The 16,582-nt window shown below is 77.8% G+C and carries 9 protein-coding genes; 3 read left to right on the top strand and 6 right to left on the bottom strand.

Annotated features, from left to right (window positions below; all coding sequences use genetic code 11):
* Nucleotides 1–6: 6 nt before the first annotated feature.
* The 5 genes from ACA361_RS10645 to ACA361_RS10625 are packed head-to-tail and all read right to left on the bottom strand — an operon-like array spanning nt 7 to nt 9,092.
* Entirely contained in the window at nt 7–3,372 is a 3,366-nt protein-coding gene (locus ACA361_RS10645; protein WP_375011677.1) for a hypothetical protein, read from the bottom strand.
* Nucleotides 3,373–3,398: 26 nt separating this feature from the next.
* The gene (locus ACA361_RS10640; RefSeq protein WP_375011676.1) at nt 3,399–6,629 is read right to left on the bottom strand and encodes a chromosome partitioning protein ParA; all 3,231 of its coding nucleotides are present in this window, start codon (nt 6,627–6,629) and stop codon (nt 3,399–3,401) included.
* Entirely contained in the window at nt 6,626–7,294 is a 669-nt protein-coding gene (locus tag ACA361_RS10635; RefSeq protein WP_375011675.1) for a hypothetical protein, read from the bottom strand. The genes ACA361_RS10640 and ACA361_RS10635 overlap by 4 nt, the downstream gene beginning before the upstream one ends.
* Entirely contained in the window at nt 7,291–7,878 is a 588-nt protein-coding gene (locus ACA361_RS10630) for a hypothetical protein (RefSeq protein ID WP_375011674.1), read from the bottom strand. The genes ACA361_RS10635 and ACA361_RS10630 overlap by 4 nt, the downstream gene beginning before the upstream one ends.
* Nucleotides 7,875–9,092: a hypothetical protein gene (locus ACA361_RS10625; protein WP_375011673.1), complete on the bottom strand. Its 1,218-nt coding sequence runs from the start codon at nt 9,090–9,092 to the stop codon at nt 7,875–7,877. Before ACA361_RS10625 ends, ACA361_RS10630 begins: the two co-directional genes overlap by 4 nt.
* A gap of 265 nt (nt 9,093–9,357) precedes the next feature.
* Here ACA361_RS10625 and ACA361_RS10620 point away from each other — a divergent pair, with 265 nt between their 5' ends.
* From ACA361_RS10620 to ACA361_RS10610, 3 genes are all read left to right on the top strand, one after another.
* A complete protein-coding gene (locus ACA361_RS10620) occupies nt 9,358–11,856 on the top strand; it encodes a tetratricopeptide repeat protein (protein ID WP_375011672.1) in 2,499 nt (832 codons plus the stop codon).
* Between the two features lie 116 nt (nt 11,857–11,972).
* Nucleotides 11,973–13,535 (top strand): class I adenylate-forming enzyme family protein, encoded by a 1,563-nt coding sequence (locus ACA361_RS10615; protein WP_375011671.1) that lies wholly within the window; start codon nt 11,973–11,975, stop codon nt 13,533–13,535.
* Between the two features lie 65 nt (nt 13,536–13,600).
* Nucleotides 13,601–14,554, top strand: a complete 954-nt coding sequence (locus ACA361_RS10610; RefSeq protein ID WP_375011670.1) for an AMP-binding protein — start codon at nt 13,601–13,603, stop codon at nt 14,552–14,554.
* Here the strand turns inward: ACA361_RS10610 and ACA361_RS10605 are convergent.
* Nucleotides 14,532–16,556 carry a SpoIIE family protein phosphatase gene (locus ACA361_RS10605; protein WP_375011669.1) on the bottom strand — a complete coding sequence of 675 codons (2,025 nt, stop codon included), beginning with the start codon at nt 16,554–16,556 and terminating at the stop codon, nt 14,532–14,534. The genes ACA361_RS10610 and ACA361_RS10605 overlap by 23 nt on opposite strands.
* Nucleotides 16,557–16,582: the final 26 nt, after the last annotated feature.

Here is a 16,582-nt window from a genome sequence, read left to right as displayed (position 1 = left end):
CCGGGCTCACTCGGAGGCGGTGCGGACCGTGTTCGCGAAGTAGGCGACGTCGGGGTGCGGGTGCGCGCGGAGGCGGCGGAGGACGTCCCGCCAGGGCTCCGGCCAGCCGGTCAGCTCGCCGTGGTGCGCGGTGAGCGCGCCGGCGAACAGGCCGGGCGCGAGGTCCGCGCGCGCCGCCAGCCGCTCGGCGTGCGGCAGCACCACGGCGGCGTCGGGACCGTGCGGGCCGCCGTACGCGCGGTACGGCGTCGCGTCCAGATCGCCCAGGTAGCGGCCGTTGGCGAGGGAGCGGGCCACGCGCAGGACCGCGAGCGTGGAGCCGATGGGCCGGGCCGCCAGCGCGTCCAGGTCCGCCTCCGTGCCCGGCGCGTCCCAGGAGATCGTCGCGGCGAGCAGCTCGGCGGCCAGCGGCTCGGGCAGCCTGCCGGAGAGGGCGCGGACGAGCGGCTCCACGGCCGCGGCGCCCTCCCGGCCGTGGTCGAGCCGGACGCTCTCCACCAGCGCGACGAGCCGCTGCCGGGCGGGCCGGTCCCGCTCGGCCCCGGCGTCGGGCGCGTCCGCCGCGGCGGCCAGCGCCTCCGCGGCCGCCCCGAGCTCGGCGAGGCCGTGGCCCGCCCGCCCGCAGATGCGGAGCGAGTTGAGGGCGGCGCGCCAGGTGAGGGTGTCGTCGAGGCGGGTGAGATGGCTCGCCAGCAGGGCGGCCGCTCCCGGAGCCCAGGGCGCCCACTGCTGGAGCGAGTGCAGCCCTTCGGACACCGCCTCCCGGTCGGTGGAACGGGCCACGTCCATGAGCAGGGCGGCGTAGGCGGGCCGGTGCCGCTCCTCGACCATGACCGGGCTCATGCCGGTCACCTGGAGGGCCAGGTCGCGCGGGCCGCGCGCGGCCTCGCCCAGGATCCGCAGCGCGCGAGGGTCACCGAGACGCTCCCGTAGGGCGGAGGCGATCGCCGCCCGCACGTCGCGGTGCTGCCCGGGATCGTCCCAGGCCGCCGCGACCGCGCCCATCGCGTCCGGCGCGTGGTTGCGCAGCAGGATGCGCAGCGCCTCCTTGCGGGCGGTGATCTTGCCGTCGGCGATCACCGGCGCGAGGGCCGCGTGCAGCGTGGACGGCGCCGCGAAGCGGGCGGCGCGGGTCGCCGCGTACAGCGCCACGTGCGCGTCGTCGGAGGACGCCAGATCCAGCAGCCGGGGCAGCGCGTCCTGCGGGGACGCCACCCAGACGGCGCTGGTCAGCGCGACCCGGCGCAGCAGCGGCTCGTCCGAGTCCAGGTACGGGCGCAGCGCCTCGGCTTCGACCCCGGGGATCGTGCCGATGGACCGGACGGCCTGGGCGCGGGCCGAGTCCGTGGCGCCCGCGTCGCGGGCCAGCCGGTGCAGGAGCCTCAGGTACGCGGCGCGCTGCTCCGCGGTCCAGCGGCGCATCCAGGACCTTTCCGGGCTCGGGACGTGCGCCACGTCCGGACGCCGGAACCGGCCGGCGGGCATGCGGCCGTCCAGGACCGGGCGCAGCAGGTCGGTGCGCTCCCGGGCGACGACCGCGAAGACCCGGTGCAGCACGATCATCGACGGGTCCTTCGCGAGGACCCGCTCGACCCGCTCGGCCCGGGTCCGCGGGTCGGCGAGCCACAGCCGGGCCGCCGAACGGATGTCGCCGTCGTCGCGGGCGTCCAGCGCCTTCTCCAGCGCGTCCTGCAGCACGGGAACGCCGTACGCGCGCCGGCCCAGCGCGTGGGCGAGGGCGAGCGCGAGGCGGTGGTCGTCGCGGCGTCCCGCCGACCTCAGCCGCCGGCCGAGCGTGCGCACCAGGTCGTGCTCCTGCCCGCGGCGGAGCACGCCGTCGAGGGACGGGAACGGGAGCGAGCCCCCGCGCCCGGTGAGCTTGTCCAGCATGCCCAGGCCGGCCCGCAGCAGTGCGCCGTCGTCGCTGATCGCACCCTGGCGGCACAGGCCGGTGGCGAGGTCCATCAGGTACCGGCGGGTCGTGTACGAGCAGTCGCGGGCGCCCAGCGCGTCCTCGGCCAGCCGGGTGATCGCGGCGGTGTGCCCGTCCCGCAGCAGGGCCGTCGGGACGGCGGCGAGCGCGCCCAGGGCGTTCATCCGCACCGGGTCCTGCTCGTTGCGAAGCCGGTCCAGGTCGTCCAGCAGCCGGGTGAGCACCTCGGGGTCACGGGAGCGCCCCGCGCACCGCACCAGCAGCCGGTACCCGGCCGCGCGGTCCTCGGCGTCGGGCCGCCGCGTCACCTCGTACAGCGCCGGCCGGGCCTCGTCGTAGGGAAGGAACGAGGTGACCTCCCGCAGCCGGTGCGGGTCCCCGGCGACGCGCGTGAGGGCGAGCATCCGCCGCGCCTCGCGGGCCCTCGCCGCCCAGGGCAGCACCTCCATGACCCGCTCGTCGTGCTCGGCGGTGGCCGGGTCGGTGCCCGCCAGCGCGGCCGCGTGGATCCCGTCGCGGCGGCTCGGCGGATACGCCTTCAGGAGCAGGGCCAGCGTGGCCGCGTCGTCCCGGACGGCCCGCGCGACCTCTGCCGCCGCCGCGTCGCCCAGCCGGACCAGCCGGTCGCGGATCGACCGGCGCCGCAGTATCGAGGCCAGCCCATGGCGGTGCTCGTCGGCGAGCAGCAGCCGCAGCGCGCGGCCGGGGTCGGCGTCCAGGAGGAGCCCGAACCGGCCGTTCAGCTCGTACGGCAGGGGACCGGCGGGGCAGTGGCGTTCCAGCAAGGCGATGACGCGGCCGGGATCGTGCGGCACCGCAGCGGCGACACCGGTGCCGTGCCGCCGCCACCACGCGGGAAGCATCGGGCCGGGAACGCCGGGGAGCCGGTGTTCGGCGAAGTCGAGCATCGCGTCCGGGTGGGAGAGGGCGAACGCCTTCCAGTTGGCGACCGCGTGCGCCAGGCCGTCGAGCCGGGCCCGCGCGGCCTCCTCGCCGCACGCGGGCAGCAGTGCCGCGGCCTCCCCGTCGCCCCAGCGCTCGGCGACCTGGTCGATGAGGCGCTCGGCCAGATCGCGGCGGCGACGGCGGCGGATCGCCTCGTACGCCGCGGCCCGGATCGCCGCCGGGGCGTCGGCCAGCAGCTCCTCCAGGCGCTCGGCGGGGAGGCCGAGGCGGACGGCCCCGGAGACGGCACCGAGCGCCAGGTCGAACGCCGGATCGCGCAGCGCCCGGCCGACCTGCTCCAAGGACGCCTCGTCCCGCACGGCGGAGGCGATGAACAGCGCGAGTTCGCGCTCGTAGTGGCCGCGGCCGTTCAGGTCGTCCAGCAGGGCGCGCAGTTCCGGGGTGCCCGCGAGGCGGCGCAGGTCCGCCAGGCGGCGGCAGCGGTCGGAGAAGCGGAGCGGCTCGATCTCGGCCAGGAGCGCGTCGGCGTGCATGCCCGGCATCCTCCCGTGAAGGCTGGTCAGGACGCATCCGATATATCGGGCCGCGCGGCCGTGATCTGCTCCGCGAGCCGCCGGACCCGCGCCTCGTGCTCGTCGTAGCCGACCACGACCGGGGGCTCGTTGTACGGCATCGTGTCCGACGACCGGCGCAGCTTCACGTACTGCCCGCACGCGTCGATCGCGTACGGCTCCATGTCGTCCTGGAGCGCGCCGATCACCGTGATCCCGTGCGTCTCGCCGATCTTGCGGAACAGCGCGACGGCCTCCTTGCGGTGCTCCTTGCCGAGGTTGCGGCCCAGCTCGTCCAGCACCAGGCACAGGCGGCCGCCGCCCGAGCTGGCCAGCGCGGCGGCGCAGACCAGCTTCACCGCCTTCTCGTCCATCAGCGCGGTGTTGGCGCGGCGGTTGTACGGCACGTACCGCTGCCCGTCCGAGCGCCGCCACTTCGGCGTCACCCGCCAGCGCCACTCCTGCTCGGGGTCGCCGGGCGGCTCGGGCGTGGGGAACTCCAGCGTCGCGCCGTACCCGCCGTACGCCACGTCCAGCTTCTCGAACTCCTCGGCCACCCGCTGCAGCCGGGCCCGGATCGCGGCCGTCAGCGCCGTGCGGTGCGCCTCGGCCGCGCCCGCCGCCTCCGTCGCGCCCTTCTGCGCCTTCTCCAGGTCGGCGCGGCGCGCCGCCAGCTGCACCTCGATCTGCCGCCGCTGGTGCCGCTCGTAGTCCTCCTGCCGGCGCAGGTACCCCTCCAGCGCCTTGACCAGGCGGGGGAAGGTGGACTGCTCCCGTTCGGTACGGCGCCCCTCCCCGTCGGCGCGCTCGCGCAGCAGGAAGCGGACCTCCTCCGGCATGTCCTCGTCGGCAGGGCCGTCCGGGAACACCCGCCGCAGCCCCTCCGACAGGTGCTTCTCGGCGCTGTGCCACCACTCGTCGGGCGTCCACGTCCGCTCGTCCTCGCCGAGCGTGGCCAGCCACTCCGCGGCCGCGTCGCGGGAGGCGCCCCACTCCCGCTCCAGCTCCGCCAGGCCGAGCGCGGCGCGCCGGTCGGCCAGCGCGGCGATCTCGGCGCGGATCCGGTCCCGGTCGCGCTCGTGCGCCTCGCGCCGCCCGCGCAGCCGGTCGACCTCCAGCGCCCGCGTGTCCGCCTTGGCCTGCAACCGGCGCAGCGTCTGCTCGGCCGCGCCCAGCCGCGGGCCCAGCCGGGACTCGCCGCCGGCCAGCTCCTCCAGCCGCTCGCGGAGCCCGGCCATCCGCTCCCGCACGCCGTCCAGCTCGGCCGCGGCCCGCGCCGCCGCCAGCCGCCGCCCGGCCAGCGCCACGTCGGCCGCCGCGTCGTCCGCCCGCCGTCCCGCCTCCTCCAGGGCCTCGCGGGCGGTCTCCAGCGCCTCCCGCGCCGCCCGCACCCGCGTCTCCCGCCCGGTCACGGCCTCGGGGAACCCGCCGACGACCACGACGCCGGTGCCGTCGCCGCCGTCCAGGGCGCCGAAGAAGCGTCCCAGCGGCAGCGTGCACCGCACCCCGGCCGGGCCGCCGCTCCCGGCGCCGGACGGCTCGCGGGCGGCGTCCGCGCGCAGGGCGGCGTCGGCGGGGACGATCATGGAGCCGGGGAGCCCGCGCAGCGCCCCGGCCGCCGCGGCGAGATCGTCCGGGCCCACCACCACGGCCTCGCGGTACGGCCACAGCGCGGCCTCCCAGCGCTCGCGGACGTCCTCCGCCAGCTCGACCGCGTCCAGGAGGCCCACCGCGGCGATCCCGGCGCCGGCCAGGGCGCGGATCTGGGCGGGGGCGCTGCTCTCGCCCGCCTCCGCCTCGGCCAGCGCGCGCTCGGCCCGGGACACCGCGCCCTTGGCCATCCCGAACGCCTGCTGCGCCTCGTCCCGGCGCACCTCGGCCTCGGCCAGCTCCCGGCCCGCGGCCTCGGCGTCGCGGCCGTCCGCCTCGCGCAGCCGCTCCTCCAGGCCCGACACCCGGCGGCGCAGCTCCTCCAGCCGGTTGCGGGCGACCGCCTTGTCGGCGCCCAGCTCGTCGGCCTGGCCCTTCAGCTCGGCCAGGGCCGCGCCCGCCTCGCCCAGCCGCTCCTCCAGCGCGCCGCCGGTGAGCTGCTCGATCTCCTTCCCGGCCGCCTTCACGGCCGCCAGGATCTCCTCGTTCTCGGCGTGCAGGCGCTCCTGCTCGGCGGCGTGCGCGCCGTCCGCGCGCGCCGCGTCCACCAGCAGCCGCGCCTGCCGGGTGTGCCAGAACCGCAGCGCCGCCGCCACCTCGTCGCGGGCGCGGTCGCGCCGGTCGAACGTCTTCAGCAGCGCGGCCGCCTCGCGCTCCCAGCCCGCCAGCCGCTCGGCCGCCTCGGCGGCGCGGGCGCGCTCGCGGTGCTCCTCGGCCCGCGAGGTGCGCTCGGCCTCCAGCTCCCGGTCCAGGCCGGTGAGCGCGGCGATCGCGCTGAAGATCCGTTCCGGGGTGATCTCGTTCAGCGGCTGGGAGAGGAGGTTGGTGGCGACCTTGGACCGCACGGACGTCGACAGGAACGACACGCAGCGCACCTGCCCGCCGTACAGGACCCGGCCGAGGTCCTTGGCCACCAGGTCGCGGCGGCCCGCGCTGCGCGGCAGGGCCGCCCACATCCGGTCGGCCAGCGCCACCCGCTCGGCCTCCGAGGGGGCCGCGGCCAGGTGGACGCCCTGCCGCCAGCGGATCTCCAGGTGAGGAGCGTCCACGTTGACCCGCAGCCACACCGTCAGCGCCGTCTCGGCCGCCGAATTCCCCGCCTCCGAATTCCCCGCCTCCGGATTCCCCGCCGCCGAATTCCCCGCCTCCGGATTCCCCGCCTCCGGCTCCACGGCCTCCGGTTTCCCAGCCGCTGGCCCTCCGCCGGCCGTCCCGGCGGCGTCGTGCTCGTCGAACACGCCGACGATGTAGCCGTGGCCGGCGCTGGCCCACTGGCTGTCGCCCTGCGCCGCCAGCTCGGCGTTGAACAGCAGCTCCGCCACCGCCCGCGCGCCCGACGCGAACCGCCACTGCTCGTCCCCGAGCAGCGCGGTGATCGCCGCGATGAACGACGACTTCCCGGCCCCGTTGGAGTCCTTGGGACCCTGCCCGGCGACGACGATGAGCGTCCCCGGCACGGTCGGCACCGGATGCGTCGACAGGCGGGAGATGTTCACCGCCTGGACCGCGACGAGCGTGCGGTCGCCGACGATGTTCTCCCCGCCCGCGCCGGCACCGGCGGGCACCAGCGGTTCCAGAACGGCGGTCAAGGGGCCTCCCCGTGATCGTTCTCCCGGCCGCGGCGGCGCGCCCGGATCGCCGCGGCCAGCGGCGACCCCGGGCCGGCGGCCAGGATCAGCTCCTCCTGCAGGCGGCGGCGCGCGGCCGGCGTGAGCCGCTGGAACTGCGGCCCCGGCACGAACCCGCCCGACTCCTCGCCGCCCGCCTTCACCTGCGACACCAGCCCGGCCGCGCGCAGCCGCCGCAGCGACGCCTCCAGCTCCCCGACCGGCAGCTGCGAGCGCCGCCGCAGCTCCTCCAGCGGCGCCGGGTACGGCGACATCCACGAGTCGTCGGCCAGCAGCCCGGCCGCCCGCGGGATCGCCACCGCGTGGATCAGTACCAGCACCAGCGCGGCCCGGTCGCCGGCCGGCGGCACGCAGTCCGGGTCGGCGCCCAACTCGGCGGTCACGTCGTCCCGGTAACCGGAGATCCACTCGCCCTTCCCGGTACGGATCAGCGTCCGCCCGCCCAGCGCCAGCATCTGCTCCAGCGTCCGGCGCGGCGCGGGCTCGCGCAGCGCCGGGAACCGCACCTCGGGAACGGGCGCGGCGGCGTGCTCGACGGCCATGTACGCCGCCACCAGCTCCGCCCGCCGCTTCTCGTCGTACGACCGCAGCAGCCCCTCGAACACCGCGTCCCCCGGAAGGCTCATGAGGGCGCTCCCTCGGGCGGGGGCTGGGGGAGGCGGCGCAGCAGGTCGCGCAGGGAGGCGAGGGTCTCCTCGCGCCACAGGGCCGTGCGCGGGCCCGGGCGGACGTCGCCGGCCGCCTCGTCCACGAGCAGCCAGCCGGTGTCCGACAGCCGCCGCAGCTCGCCGGTCGCCCAGCGGCGGGCCAGCTCTGGATCACCGCGCGACATGCCGGCGTACACCTCCAGGACGGCGGCGACCGGAGCCGGTTCGCCGGGCCACGGCGCGTCGTCCAGGCGGGTCCAGCAGCAGCGCAGCGCCGCCGCCAGCACGCGCCGGGCCTGGCCGGTGCGGTCCAGCGGCATCGGGGCGACCTCGTACTCCTCCAGCATCGCCGGGGTCGCCCCGTCGGGCCAGGACGGCAGCAGCCACACCCGCTCCCCGTCCGCCGCCCCCGTCATCCCGGGCGGCACCGGCTCGGTGACCGGGACCGAGGGGACACCGAGGACGCGGGCGCGCGCCCGGGCCAGCACCTGCGGATCGACCCCCGGCGGATCCGCCACGGGCTGTCCGGCAGGTCCGGCCGGTTCGACGGGATCGGCGCTCACGGGCCCGTCCTCTCGAAGACGCCCGGGGTGACCCACGACGGCAGGCCGTCCGGGCGGGCCGCCAGCCCGTCCGACCAGACCAGCCGGTACGGCAGCTCCGGGTGCAGGTGGACCGAGGACAGGTCGGCGAGCACCCGGCGCGCCGCGACCCAGTCCTGCGCCAGCAGGTCCTCGACGGCGACCCGGTCGCGGCCCCGCAGCACCTGCTCGGCCACCGCCCGCAGCCGCTCGGCGGCGGCCGCGTCGCCGCCGGGGTCGTCCGACAGCCCCGGATCCGGTACGGACGCGCGCGGCGGCGCCGGGCGCGGCGGCGTGGTGCGCGGGCCGTCCTCCACGGCCGTCACCACCGCCGACGGCTCGTGCCAGGGCGCCGGGGCGTCGAACACGAAGCCGTCCAGGACGCCGGCCAGCTCCTCGCGCGAGGCCGTCCGGGCGAACGTCCGCCACGTCTCGGGCGGCAGGAGAGTCAGATTGCGAGTCATGCCGGCGGAGTCCGACAGCCGCGCGGCGGCCCGCCGGGACGCGTCGCCGTAGGCGTAGATGGCGGCGCGCAGGTCGGTGCAGGCGCGGTCGAGCTCCGGCCAGCGCCGCAGGATCGCCCCGTGCAGCCGCTCGGCCCGCAGCAGGATCTCCTCGGTGCCCCACAGCTTCGGCGCCTGCTCGCGCAGCTCCTCGATGGTGCCGTTCGTCAGCGTCAGCAGCTCCACGCTCCACAGCCGGAACGCCCGCGCCAGCCCCTCGGCCCCGGCCCGCGCCTGCGCCGCCGTCATCCGCGGGTCCGCAACGTTCAGCTGCTCCAGCGCCAGCAGCCGGTGCATCTCGCTCTGCCCGCCGTCCAGCATCATCCGGCGGACGAACATCAGCCCGACCACGCTGGTGAACGAGGCGCGGTAGCGCAGCTGGTTGGGCTTGGGGAACACCTCGCGGACCGCGCCGAGCCCCTTGAGCACGCGCAGCCGGTTCTCGAAGACCTCGGTGGAGTAGCGGCGGCACACGTACCGCATCTGCTCGCGGCTCAGCCCCTCCTCGCCCGCGTCGGCGAAGGCGGCCAGCAGCGTCTCGGCGACGTCGACCAGTTCCGGGTCGTCCACCACGGCGCCGCTGTCGCGCGCGAGCGCCGCGAACATCTGCCGGTACACGCCCAGCACGGCCTCGCCGACGAGCACGTCGTCGAGGCTGGCCGGGGCGCCGGCGTTTCCTGAGGTGGGGGACACGGCGCACTACGGTACGGCCAGCGGGCCGCAAGGGTGGAATCGGGCACCCGGCGGCGTGTTCTTGTGGCCTTCCGGACCGTTGACGGGCGCGAGTGACGGGTGATGAGGTCCTGGTGAGGGGTCAAGACCGGAGTCAGGGGTCCGTCGCGGAGGATTGTCAACAGGTGTCAAACGCCGCGCGCCGCACGGACGGCGATGTCACACTCGCAGGTATCGCACGGGGGAACGGGCCTGACCATCGGACACTTGTGGGCGCATGACATCCATGAACAGCGCTGTGGAGACGAACGCCGTCAAGAGCAACCTGCCCGTTGAGCCGAACACGTTCGTCGGGCGGGAACGGGACGTGGGGGACCTGCGGGTGCTCCTCGAGAGCATGCGCGCGGTGACGCTGTGCGGGGCGGGCGGCATCGGCAAGACGCGGCTGGCCCTGCACGTCGCGCACTCCCTCCGGGACGCCTACGCCGACGGGGTGTGGCTGGCCGAGCTGGGCGACCTGCCCGCCGACGGGCCGCCCGAGCCGGTCGCCCGCCGGGTCGCCGCCGTCCTTGGGGTGGCGGCGGAGGAGGGACGGCCGCTGCCGGACACGCTGGCCGACGCGCTGCGCGGCCGCGAGACGCTGCTCGTCCTGGACAACTGCGAGCACCTGGTCGGCGACTGCGCCGGGCTGACCGGGCTGCTGCTGGCCCGCTGCCCCGGGCTGCGGGTGCTGGCCACCAGCCGCGAGCCGCTGCGGATGCCCGGCGAGAACGTCTGGCGGGTCCCGCCGCTGGAGCCGCGCGAGGCGGCGCTGCTGTTCGAGGAGCGCGCCCGCGCCGCCCGGCCGGGCTTCACCGGCGGCGACGCCGTCGACCGGATCGGCCGCGCGCTGGACGGCGTGCCGCTGGCCCTGGAGCTGGCGGCGGCCCGGGTGCGGGTGCTGTCGGTCGACCAGATCGCGCACCGGCTGGCCGACCGCTTCCGGCTGCTGAACGCCGGCGACCGCACCGCCCCGCCCCGCCAGCGGACGCTCCGCGCGGCCATCGACTGGAGCCACGAGCTGCTCGGCGACGAGGAGCGGGTGCTGCTGCGCCGGCTGTCGGTCTTCACCGGCTGGACGCTGGAACAGGCCGAGGTGGTGTGCGCCGACGAGCTGCTCGGCGCCGACGAGGTCCTCGACCTGCTGACCGCCCTGGTCGACAAGTCGCTGGTCGTGGTGGGCGGCGAGGTCGCCGGCGAGGTCCGCTTCCGGATGCTCGACAGCATCCGCCGGTACGCGGCCGACCGGCTGGACGCCGCCGGCGAGGGGGCGGCGCTGCGCGGCCGGCACCGCGACGCGCTGCTGGAGCTGGCCGAGCGGCACGGCGAGATCGGCATCGCCGAGCGGCCCGCGCCGTGGGCAGCCCGGGTCGACCTGTTCCGCCGGTACGACGCCGAGACCGGCAACGCCCGCGCCGCGCTGGCCTGGTCGCTGGAGCACGGCGACATCGAGGAGGGCCTGCGCATCTGCACGGCGCTGCGCACGTACTGGATCGTCCGCGGCCAGGCCGCCGAGTGGGCCGAGTGGACCGACCGGTTCCTGGCCCGCGGCCACGACCTGCCCGCCTCCGTGCGCGGGCCCGCGCTGGCGGGGCGGGCGCAGATCGCCGTCGGGGACCGCGACTTCGTCCAGGCGGGCACGTTCGCGGCGGCGGCGCTGGGGCCGTGCCGGGAGGCCGGGGACGCGTTCATGACCGCGACCGCGCTGGTCACGCTGGCCGAGGCGTGCACCCGCGCGGGCCGTGCCGAGGAGGCCGCCGACCGGCTGGACGAGGCCGACGCGATCACCGCCGAGCCGGGCCAGGAGTGGAACCGCGCGTACGCCTCCATCGCGCGCGGCTACCTGCGGATCCGGCAGGGGCGGCTGCGCGAGGCGCGCGAGCCGCTGGAGTCCGGGCTGGCCACGATGCGCGGCATCGGGCAGCTGTGGGGCGCCGCGCACGCGCTGATCGGGCTGGGCCGGCTGGCCGAGTCGCGCGGCGACCGGCCCGCCGCCCGCGCGCACTACGGCGAGGCGCTGCCGATCCTGCGCGAGATCGGGGCCCGGCCGGAGATCGCGCGGGCGCTGGCCGGGCTGGGCCGGGTCGCGCTGGACCTGGACGACCTGCCGGCCGCGCGGGCGGCGCTCGCCGAGAGCCTGGCGCTGAGCCGCTCCACCGGCATCCGGCTCGACGTGGCCCGCGCGCTCGACACGCTCGCCGAGCTGGTGGCGCGCGAGGGCGACCCGCGCCGGGCGGTGCTGGTCGGCGGTGCCGCGGCGGCGCTGCGGGACGCGGTGCTGGAGACGGCCGGCCGGCGGCCCGGCGGCGCCCGCTTCGAGCGGACGCTGGAGCCGATCCGGCGCCGGCTGGGCGAGCCGCTGGTCGCGCAGCTGTGGGGGCAGGGCCGGTCCACCGCGCTCGACGACGCGGTCGCGGCCGCGCTGCGCGCCCCCGAGCCCGTGGCGGACGCCGGGCCCATGGCGGACCCGGAGCGCGCGGCGGTGCCCGTACAGCGGCCGGCGCCCGAGGCGTCGCGGTCGGCGGTGGCCGCGCCGGTGACCCCGCCGGCCACCCTCACCGCCCGCGAACGGGAGATCGCGGTGTTGGTGGCGCGCGGCCTCAGCAACCGCGGCATCGCCGACGAGCTGGTCATCAGCCCGGCCACCGTGGCCCGGCACGTCACCAACATCCTCACCAAGCTGGGCTTCGGCTCGCGCGCCCAGGTCGCGGCCTGGGCGGTCGACCACCTGGACGACGCCACGTAGCCGACCGTGTGTACACAGCGCGGCCGCGGCGGCCATATCGACGCACCGCCGAATACGAGCCCGGATCCGCAGACCGGCGCATGCGCGGGCGCACCGCCGCGATCTAGATTCGGGGCATGATCCCCATCGGTGGCGACGGTGACCCGCTGGCCGCGTTCCCCGCGGTGACGCTGACGGAGGCGGTCATCACGGCACGCGCCGCCGATCCCGGCCGCGCCGCGGTGGTGGACGCCGTCTCCGGCCGCACCCTGACGCACGCCGCGCTCGCCGCGGAGGTCGCGGCCGCGGCCGCCGCCCTGGCCGCCGCGGGCGTACGGCCGGGGACCGCGGTGGGGGTGCACCTGCCCGACGGACCCGAGTTCGCCGTCGTCCTGCACGCCGTGGCCGCCGCGGGCGCCGTGCCGCTGCCGCTCCGGGTGACGGCCCCGCAGGACGAGCTGGCCCGCCTGCTGCGCGCGGGCGGCGCCGAGGCGCTCATCACCTGGCCCGCCCTGCGGAAGGTCGCCCAGGAAGCGGCCGCCGCCGCGGGCGTCCCGCGCCCACTCTCCGCCCCCGACCTCGTCGCGATCCCGTCCCACCCGGCCCCCGCCCGCGACCTGCCGCACCCCGGACCGGCAGGCGGAGGGGGCGCCCGCGGGGGCGGTCGGCCTGTCGCGGGGGCGGTGGATCTCGCGGCGGTGGCGGTGCTGGCGTGCTCGCGGGGGACGGCCGGGCCCGCGCGGGTCGTCCCGCTCTCGCACGCCGAGATGGTCGCCGGACTCGTCCGGGCGGCGGACTCGGGGATGATCGGGCGGGCCGACACCGTCCTGTCGGCGCTGCCGTTCAGCGGCCTGCTCGGGCTGAACGGCGCGCTCAACCCCGCGCTGCGGCTCGGCGCCACCGTCGTCGCCGCGCCCGGCGGCGGGCGGCACGACCTGCTGCGCGCCCTCCAGGACCGCGCGGTCACGGTCGCGCTGCTGCCGCCCCGGCTGATCGAGACGCTCGCGTACGACCGCGTCGTGCCGCGCTACGCCCTGGACGCGCTGCGCTCGGTCGTCGCGGCGGGCGGCCCGCTGCGCGCCGAGACCGCGCGCGCCTGCGCCGCCCGGCTCGGCTGCACGGTACGGCAGGCGTACGGGCTGACCGAGGCCGCCGGGCTCACCCACATCAACCTGCGCGGCGCCGAGGAGGGGACGCTCGACTCGGTCGGCCGCGGCCTGCCCGGCGTCGCCTGGCGCGTCGTGGACGCCGCCACCGGCCGGGAGCAGGCGTCGTACCAGCCCGGCGAGCTGTGCGTCCGGCTGCCCGCCACGGGGACCGCCCGGCCGGGCCCGGTGCGGTGGTCGGCCACCGGCGACGCCGCGTTCCGCGACGACCACGGCCGCGCGTACATCCTCGGCCGGCTCGGCGAGGGCCGCCCCGAGCCGCCCGCCGAACCCGAGACGGTGCTCGCCGTCCACCCCGCGGTACGGGACGCGGTGGTCGCGCCCGCCCCCGACCCCGAGCTGGGGCTGGTCCCGTACGCGTTCGTGGTGCTGTCCGAGCCGGCCGCCGCCGGCGACATCCTGGAGTACGTCAACGACCACGTGCCGCCGTACAAGGGCGTGGTCGCCGTGCGCGTGGTGGACGAGATCCCGCGCACCGAGGCGGGTGCGGTGCGGCGGCGCGCCCTGCTGGCGAGAGCGGGCTTGCCGGGCTGAGCTACATACCTGTCTACACACATCTTCTGATGTGACGGGCCGTGCGCGCGGCGTACGGTCGTGCCATGTTCGACGGGGACACCGGCCGGCCGGCCGTTTCCGACGCCACGGTCACCGCGACCGTGCTGGACGCGGCGCGCCGGAACGCGCTGCGCGGCGGCGGCCGCCCCGCGATGGTGGGCCCCGGCCGGGAACTCGGCTACTCGCGGTTCTCGGTGGTCGTCCCCGCGGCCGCCGCGGGGCTGGCCCGGCACGGCGTCCGCCCGGGCGACGTCGGCGCGATCCACCTCGCCGACGCCTGCGACACGGCCCTGGCCGTGCACGCGGTGAGCGCGGCCGGCGCGATCCCCGCCCCGCTGCCGCCGCACTCGTCCGCCAGGGAACTGGCGCAGATGCTGAACGAGAGCCGGGCGCGGTTCCTGATGACCGGGTCCGGCGAGGAGGCGGTCCTGGCCCTGGCCGCGGCGGAACGTTCCTACGTGCGGCAGGTGTTCGCGTTCGGCGACCTGCCCGGGGCGACGCCGTTCGCCCGCCTCGTCGACAACCACGAGCTGCGCGCGCCGCTCCCCGACCCGTCCCCGCCGGTCGACCTCGCCCGCGACGTCGCCCTGAGGCTGTGCGACCCGCCCGCGCAGCCGACGCACGCCGAGCGGCTCGCCGAGCTGCACCGGCTCGCCGCCCGCGCCGGCGTCGAGCAGGGCGACGTGCTCGCCTGCTGCTCCTGGGACTGCACGGCGTCCACCTGGCTCGCGCTCATGAACCTGTGCCTGATCCAGGGCGCGACGTTCGCCGGGGTGGCCGAGTCCGACACCGAGGCGCTGCTGCGGGACGTCCGCGAGCACGGCGCCACCCTCGCCGTCGTCACCCCCGACAAGCTGCGCGCGCTCGCCCGCGAGGGCGACCCCGGGCCCGGCCGGCCGCGGCTGCGGCTGCTGGTGACCGGCACCGCCGACGCCGAGGACGTGCGGGCCTGCCGCGCCCGCCTCGGCTGGACGGTCACGGATCTGGGGCGACCCTGAGTGCCATGATCGCCATGTCGTCGTCCGGCGGCGCGGCGGTGAACTCCCGCACCGCCGCCTGAACGCGCCGCGTCACCGCCCGCGCCGGCAGCCCCGCGCAGCCCGCCAGGATGCGCGCCAGCCCGTCGTCGTCGTCCAGCAGCCGCCCGCCGTGCCGCCGCTCGGTGATCCCGTCGGTCACGCACAGCACCAGGTCGCCGCGGCCCAGCCGCACGCTGTCGAGCCGGTACTCGCTGTCGCGGACGGCGCCGAGCAGGATCTGCGAGTCGCCCACCGGGCTCACCGCGCCGTCCGGCCGCAGCCGCAGCGGCAGCGGATGCCCCGCGGCGGCCACCGACAGCCGCGCCCCGCCGGCCGCCGCCGGCTCCAGCTCGCCGTGCAGCACGGTCAGCATCCGGCTCCACGCGTCATCGATGATCGTCTCGTTGAGCAGGTCGAGCGCGCCGGACGCGGTGCGCCCCTCGCGGGCCAGCGCCCGCAGCGTGTGCCGGGCCAGCCCCGTCACCGCCGCGGCCTCCGGGCCGGTGCCGGCCACGTCGCCCAGCATGAACCGCCACCGGCCCGGGCCCGCTGGGAACAGGTCGTAGAAGTCGCCGCCGGCCGCCGCGTTCCGGCCGGCCGGCGAGTAGACCACGTCGTAGTCGATCCCCGGGACGGACGGCAGCCGCGCCGGCAGCAGGCTGCGCTGCAGCACCCGGCTGGCCGCCTCCTGCTCGCCGTAGCGGCGCGCGGTGAGCAGCGCCTGCCCGACCCGGTCGCCGAGGTCCTCGGCCAGCCGGACCGGCTCGGAGCGGAACCCGGCGCCCTCCGGCCCGCCCAGCAGGATCGTGCCGAGCCGCCGGTCGCGGCAGGCGAGCCGCATCTCCAGCACCAGCGGCCCGCACACCGCGCGCCCGGCCGGGCCGATCGACTCCAGCCCCGGCCAGGGGCGCGGCGCGCGCGGCCGCGCCGGGCCGGGGTCGCCGGCCGCCGCCAGCGCCTCGCGCAGCGGGCCGATGAGCCGCTCGTCGGCGTGCCACACGTGCGCCAGGCGCCCGTGCCCGGCCGGATCGTCCAGGTAGACCGCGCACCAGGTGGCCAGCCGCGGCACGTACAGCTGCGCCGCGAGCGCCAGCACCGTCCGCTCGTCCAGGGTGCCCGCCAGCAGGTCGCCCGCCTCGGCGAGGAAGCCCAGCCAGCTGCGGTAGCCGCGGCGCGCGGTGTCGCGCTCGCGGGCGAGCACCGGCGCCAGCGAGCCGGCGGCGTCCTGGATGCGGGAGATGTCGCGGGAGCTGAACCGGTCCGCGCCGCGCGCCGCCGCGACGAGCAGGCCGAGCCGGCGGCCGCCGGCGGTCAGCGGGACGCGCGCCACCGAGCGGTAGCGGGCCGCGGGCGCCGCCTGCCCGTCGCCGCCGCGGGCCGTCCTCGGCGCCGCGTCCTCGGCGCGCACCTCGATCCCGTCCTCGTCGTTGGCCACCAGGACGTACGCGGCGTCGGCGCGGGTGGTCAGCCGCACCCAGCGGGCGACGTCCTCGTACAGCCGCTCGGCGTGCGGTTCCTCGTGCCCGGCGCGTTCCGGGACGACCGGCTCGGGCGCGGGCTCGGGCGCCGCGGCGAGGGCCAGCTCGAACCAGACCGTCTTGGCGGCCCTGGTGTACGTGACGCCCCAGCTGTCGGCCAGCGACTGCGTGAGCAGCAGGCCCCGCTCGCCGTCCTCCTCCGCCGCGGCGGCGGACCCGCCGGCCCGGCGCGGCGGGTGCGCGCCGACCTGGCGCATGGGCAGCAGGTCGCGGACCTCGATCCGGAGCCGGCCGGCCGCCTCGTCCAGCGCGCAGTCGACCGCGATCTCGGTGCCCGCGTGCATCACGGCGTTGGTGACGAGCTCGCTGGTCACCAGCACCGCGTCCGCGGCCCGCTCGGCCGGCGGCGCCCACGCCCGCAGCGCGGCGCGCACCAGCTCGCGCGCCGCCGGCACCGCCGTGCGTTCGGGCGGGAAGACCGCGGATCTGTGCGAAGCCGACACGGTGACCCCCTTGAGGCAACATGCTG

It is taken from the genome of Actinomadura sp. 21ATH, from assembly GCF_041951345.1.
Lineage (GTDB): Bacteria > Actinomycetota > Actinomycetes > Streptosporangiales > Streptosporangiaceae > Spirillospora.
This window is presented reverse-complemented; position numbering and strand designations above follow the sequence as displayed.